The sequence below is a fragment of the Dinghuibacter sp. genome, from assembly GCF_035492835.1.
In the GTDB taxonomy this organism is placed as follows: domain Bacteria; phylum Bacteroidota; class Bacteroidia; order Chitinophagales; family Chitinophagaceae; genus Dinghuibacter.
The window spans coordinates 1-5,208 of record NZ_DATJIY010000101.1; the positions used below are offsets into that span (position 1 = coordinate 1).

Annotated in this window: 5 protein-coding genes, 1 tRNA gene and 1 pseudogene; 5 read left to right on the forward strand and 2 right to left on the reverse strand. The window is 55.5% G+C overall.

Features of this window, described 5'->3' with window-relative positions; all coding sequences use genetic code 11:
• Window positions 1–12: 12 nt before the first annotated feature.
• Window positions 13–111, forward strand: a pseudogene (locus VL547_RS24130) (recombinase family protein); the annotation flags it as partial.
• A 730-nt stretch (window positions 112–841) separates the two neighbouring features.
• Here VL547_RS24130 and VL547_RS09830 read toward each other — a convergent pair.
• A tRNA-Pro gene (locus tag VL547_RS09830) sits at window positions 842–915 on the reverse strand.
• A gap of 92 nt (window positions 916–1,007) precedes the next feature.
• Here VL547_RS09830 and VL547_RS09835 point away from each other — a divergent pair.
• The 3 genes from VL547_RS09835 to VL547_RS09845 are packed head-to-tail and all read left to right on the forward strand — an operon-like array spanning window position 1,008 to window position 3,882.
• On the forward strand, window positions 1,008–2,291 hold the full coding sequence (locus VL547_RS09835; RefSeq protein ID WP_325577488.1) for a dihydroorotase: 1,284 nt from the start codon (window positions 1,008–1,010) through the stop codon (window positions 2,289–2,291).
• A gap of 3 nt (window positions 2,292–2,294) precedes the next feature.
• On the forward strand, window positions 2,295–2,921 hold the full coding sequence (locus VL547_RS09840) for a hypothetical protein (protein ID WP_325577489.1): 627 nt from the start codon (window positions 2,295–2,297) through the stop codon (window positions 2,919–2,921).
• A gap of 19 nt (window positions 2,922–2,940) precedes the next feature.
• Window positions 2,941–3,882 carry a glycosyltransferase family 2 protein gene (locus tag VL547_RS09845; RefSeq protein ID WP_325577490.1) on the forward strand — a complete coding sequence of 314 codons (942 nt, stop codon included), beginning with the start codon at window positions 2,941–2,943 and terminating at the stop codon, window positions 3,880–3,882.
• On the opposite strand, the gene VL547_RS09850 is transcribed toward VL547_RS09845, so the two are convergent.
• Window positions 3,852–4,214: a PKD domain-containing protein gene (locus tag VL547_RS09850; protein ID WP_325577491.1), complete on the reverse strand. Its 363-nt coding sequence runs from the start codon at window positions 4,212–4,214 to the stop codon at window positions 3,852–3,854. The genes VL547_RS09845 and VL547_RS09850 overlap by 31 nt on opposite strands.
• A gap of 47 nt (window positions 4,215–4,261) precedes the next feature.
• Here VL547_RS09850 and VL547_RS09855 point away from each other — a divergent pair.
• The coding region (locus VL547_RS09855) for a glycosyltransferase (protein ID WP_325577492.1) at window positions 4,262–5,208 on the forward strand (947 nt) is incomplete at its 3' end.

Consider the following 5,208-nt stretch of genomic DNA (forward strand, 5'->3'; position numbering starts at 1 on the left):
TACTGCGGGAAGATATTTATCCCGAAGCACAAGGACGAGGAAAGCCAGTTTGTAAAAGGCCAACACGAACCCATTATATCGGAAGGCCTGTTTTACGAGGTGCAAGACATACTAGACGGCAGGAGAAGGAAGTATCGGCTAAAGACGGTGGCGGCGTTATCATTGCCGCTCAGGGGCTTCCTGCTATGCCCGGTTTGTGGCAAGGTATTGAGCGGAAGCGCCTCCAGGGGAAGGGATAAATACTATGCGTATTACCATTGCTTCGGCGGCTGTGCGTATCGGTTCCGGGCGGACCACGTGAACGATTTGCTGAAGGAGGAACTAAAGAAATACACGCCTAATCCGCGGTGGCAACCGATTTTAAAATCTTTCCTTTACAAAACCTACCATCAGCAAACAGGCAGAAGCAGCGACGACAGGAAGCAACTGACCGAACAAGTAAAGGACCTGGAAGGCAAGTTGTCCAAAGCCCGCGATCTGCTCTTATCCGATCAGATCGACCCGGCCGACTACCGAGCCATGAAAGCCGAATACGAAGAACGATTAAACCGGCAACAAGCGAAGCTGAACGCCCTGGTAAATCAACCCGATAATTTTGATGTAATCCTAAAGAAGGGCTTAGACAACCTATTCCACCTGAGTGAGATTTACGAAACCGGCGACAGCGAAGAAAAACGGAAAGTCATTGGTTCGGTCTACCCGGAAAAACTCACTTTTGACGGCGACCAACTTCGAACCACCAGAATCAATGAAGCCGTTCGGCTAATATACACGCTGGATAAGGAACTGGCCGAAAAAGAAACAGGACAAAGTGGAGAGATTCCATCTTTGTCCTGCCAAGTCGGGACGACTGGATTCGAACCAGCGACCACTTGCACCCCATGCAAGTACGCTACCGGACTGCGCTACGTCCCGATCCGACGTTTAAGTGGGTTGCAAAGGTAAGTTTTTATTCGAAATCACAAAATTATCTATCTTAGCGCAACCAAATTTTTAGATCGACTAGCATGAGGGTGATCATTCGGGAAGCGATGGTGGTGGACCCGCGGTCCCCATATAATGGGCAGGTGGTTGATATTTTTGTCGAGGATGGGAAGATTGCCAAAATCGGCAAGGGCCTCCAGCTCCGGGAGGCTGAAACGGCGGCTAAAACGGCGCCTGAAATAACTGAAATCAAGACCGAAGGTTTGCATGTCTCCCCCGGATGGGTGGATATCTTCGTGCAATTCCACGACCCCGGCGGAGAACGTAAGGAAACGCTGAAAACGGGGACGGACGCGGCGGCGGCGGGTGGATTTACCGAGGTGCTGGCCGTGCCGAACACGGATCCCGCGGTGCAGAATAAGGGACAGGTCGAGTATATCGCGAAGTCATCGAAAGACCTCAAGGCCAGGGTGCACCCGATCGGCGCGGTGAGCCGGAATATAGAAGGCAAAGAGCTGGCGGAGATGTATGATATGCACGCGAGCGGCGCGAAGGCGTTTGGGGATGGATGGAAGCCGCTTCAGTCCGCGGGCCTCCTCTTAAAAGCGTTGCAATATGTAAAGGGTATCGACGGGACGGTGATCCAGGTGCCGGACGATACGACGATCGGGACGCATGGATTGATGCACGAAGGGATCGTGTCGACACGGATGGGGTTGCCGGGGAAGTCGGTGCTGGCGGAAGAGGTGATGGTGGACCGGGACCTCAAGTTATTGGAGTATACGCAATCGTCCATACACTTCACGGGGGTTACATCGGAAAAAAGCATCGAGGCCATACACGCGCAAAAAAACGCCACGTGCTCGGTCACGCCGCACCATCTGTATTTCTGCGACGAAGACCTCGAAGGCTACGATACGAACCTGAAGGTGAACCCGCCGCTGCGCGATCGGAAAACGATGATGGCTTTGCGGCAGGCGGTGATCGACGGCAAGATCGATATCATCACTTCCCATCACCTGCCACAGGATTGGGACCACAAGGTTTGCGAGTTCGAATACGCCAAAAACGGGGCGATCGGTCTGGAGAGCGCCTTTGGTGTGGTCTGGTCGCTGCTCGAAGGCGATATCAGCCTCGGGCGCTGGGTGGAGATGGCTTCGATCAAGCCGCGGGAGGTTTTCCACCTGGAAAAAGCGGAGCTCAAGGAGCACGCGCCGGCGAACCTGACGCTGTTCGTCCCGGGCGAGACTTACGAATTCAAGGAAAGCGATATCAAGTCCAAATCCCGCAACTCCCCCTTTACCGGCAAACAGCTCAAGGGCCGGGTAAAGGGCACGATTCTTCACGATCAACTCAATTTGCTCTAACCGATGCGGCTGACCCTCAATACCTTGGGAGTAGTCCTGGGGGTGTTTTTCACTATTGTGTACGGGGCGGTTTCGCTGGTTACCTGGCGGCAGGGGGTGGATACCTATGTATCGTTCCTGCCCTGGATGAAGTTCGGGTGGGAGACGTTGGTTTTCCTGATCCTGATCGGGGCGGGGTTGATCATGCGCAAAGGGCCTCTAAGCTTCAAGTCTGCATTGCAGTACGCGTTCCTGGCATACCTCCTCTACGAGGTGGGGTATGGTTTTTTCAACATTTTGATTTACAATTTTTTACAAAAGGGGTTTAACCACCTGGTGACGGTCGATTCGCTAAACCGGCTGATCACGCAGTCGGAGCGGGTCGGCGCACCGGTCGACCAGGCGAAGGACAGTCTTGCCAAGGAGCTGGCGCATCCCAGCGGGCCGCTGACGTTCCTGCAGTTGTTGCTGGGGTTTGGGCAAAGCCTCTTGTTTGACTTCGTAAAGTCGATGCTGATCGCGGTCGCGATACAGAAGAAGGTGGCGCCGGCAGCGGACCTGCGGGCGGCCGTGGCCGACTTGGGCGCGACGGCGAAACCGGCGACGCCGCAAAGTCCGGACGCGCCCGCGGCCGAACCCGAAAAGCAATAAAACCCTATCTTCGCTTCCCATGAATATTTCCATAGTTGTCCCCTTATTCAACGAAGAGGAATCCCTGCCGGAATTGTGCGCCTGGATCGAGCGCGTCATGCAGGAAAACGGCTATACGTACGAGGTGATCCTGGTGGACGACGGGAGCACGGATGAATCCTGGGCGGTGATCGAAAGCCTGCACCGGAACAACGGGCACATAAAAGGGATCAAATTCCAACGCAACTACGGGAAATCGGCGGCGCTCAACGAGGGTTTCCGCGCGGCGCAGGGCAAGGTGGTGATCACGATGGACGCGGATCTCCAGGACAGCCCGGACGAGATACCGGAGTTGTACAATATGATAGAACGGGACGGCTACGATATGGTGAGCGGGTGGAAAAAGGTGCGCTATGACAACGCCTTTACCAAGAACCTTCCCTCCAGGCTGTTCAACGGCGTGACGAGCAAGATGACGGGCATCAAGCTCCACGACTTCAACTGCGGGTTGAAATCCTATAAGCAAAAGGTCGTCAAATCCATCGAGATATACGGGGAGATGCACCGGCAGATACCGGTCCTGGCTAAGTGGGCCGGCTTCCGGAAGATCGGCGAGAAGGTGGTGGTCCACCAAAAACGGAAATACGGCGTCTCCAAATTCGGTTTCGAGCGTTTTGTCAACGGCTTCCTGGACCTGGCTTCGGTGATGTTCGTGGGGCGTTTCGGGAAACGGCCAATGCACTTTTTCGGGTTTTGGGGCAGCGTCATCTCCTTCATCGGTCTTTGCATCTGGATCTACCTGGGCGTGATGAAGATCGTCTTTGCCAAGGTGAACATGACCGACCGTCCCATTTTCTACATCGGCCTGATCTCGATCGTAGTGGGTGTACAGCTATTCCTGGCCGGCTTTTTGGGAGAGCTGATCACCCGGAACGCGGCCGACCGCAATTTTTACCTCATCGAAAAGAAGGAAGGGTTGTAACGCACCGTGACGGTGTCGTACGCGCTGCTCGTGGCGCCGGCTTCGTCGGTGGCGAAGAGCTCAAAGACGTATGTACCGGGGGCGGCGCCGGAGACCGAGGTAACGGCCGCGGCGGAGTCGGCGATACGGACGCGGGGGCCGGAGACCTGCGACCAGAGCACAAAGGAGATACCCCGTTGGGAGATCGCGGAGCCGTGGAGCACGACAGACGAGTCAGTAACGAACGAGCTAACGGTCACGGATGGCGGCATGTACGCCAATGGCGCGGGTTTGAAGCAATAGAAAATCAGGGCGGAAGCCCCCAGGAGGCCGGCGAGGTAGCGTTTTTTCATAACAGAATACGGATTTCCAGCCTTCAATATACTATATTTTTGAATATATGGGGAAAAAAGTCATTATGATCGGCACGGCCTACCCTTTACGGGGAGGCCTGGCTGCCTACAACGAGCGCCTGGTAAGGGAATTTATAAAAGAAGGGGATCAAGCAAAGATCTATACGTTTTCCCTGCAATACCCGGGCTTCTTATTCCCGGGCAAAACGCAGTACTCCACCTCCTCCGCCCCACCCGACCTCGACATAACGGTGGCGATCAATTCCATCAACCCTTTTAACTGGATCAAGGTCGGACGCGCTTTGAGGAAAGAGCGCCCCGACCTGATCGTGATAAAGTTCTGGATACCCTTTATGGGTGCGTGTTTTGGCACGATCCTGCGGCTCGCGCGCCGAAAAGGCACAACGGTCGTGTGTATCGCAGACAACATCATCCCCCACGAAAAACGCGCGGGCGACAAACCCCTGACGAAGTACTTCATCGGCGCCTGCGACGCCTTTGTCGCGATGAGCGATAAGGTGTACAACGACTTGCGCTTGTTCACCGAAAAGCCCGCGGTGAAGGTGGAGCACCCGCTCTACGACCACTTCGGCGAGCCCATCCCCATGCGCGACGCGCGAAAGCATTTGGGCCTGCCGTTGGATGTGCCGATCGTGCTTTTCTTTGGCTTCATACGCAAATACAAGGGCCTCGACCTGCTGCTGGAGGCGATCCCGATGGTGCCGGATGCGCTTTTCCTGATCGCCGGCGAATACTACGAGGACGGCCAGGCCTACGAAAGCCTCATCGACCAGCTCGGCATCCGCGACCGCCTTGTCCTGAAGACCGACTTCATCCCCGACGAGGAAGTAAAGTATTATCTCTGCGCAGCCGATGTCCTGGTCCAGCCCTATAGAGCCGCTACGCAAAGCGGAGTCACCCCTCTGGCCTACCACTTCGAGTGCCCCATGGTCGTGACGAACGTCGGAGGACTGCCCGACCTCGTACCCGACGG

What these genes read in the sequence shown, in the direction of transcription:
- VL547_RS09850 (WP_325577491.1), bottom strand. Translation starts at nt 4,214, where the DNA reads ATGAAAAAACGCTACCTCGCCGGCCTCCTGGGGGCTTCCGCCCTGATT.
- VL547_RS09845 (WP_325577490.1), top strand. Translation starts at nt 2,941, where the DNA reads ATGAATATTTCCATAGTTGTCCCCTTATTCAACGAAGAGGAATCCCTG.
- VL547_RS09840 (WP_325577489.1), top strand. Translation starts at nt 2,295, where the DNA reads ATGCGGCTGACCCTCAATACCTTGGGAGTAGTCCTGGGGGTGTTTTTC.
- VL547_RS09835 (WP_325577488.1), top strand. Translation starts at nt 1,008, where the DNA reads ATGAGGGTGATCATTCGGGAAGCGATGGTGGTGGACCCGCGGTCCCCA.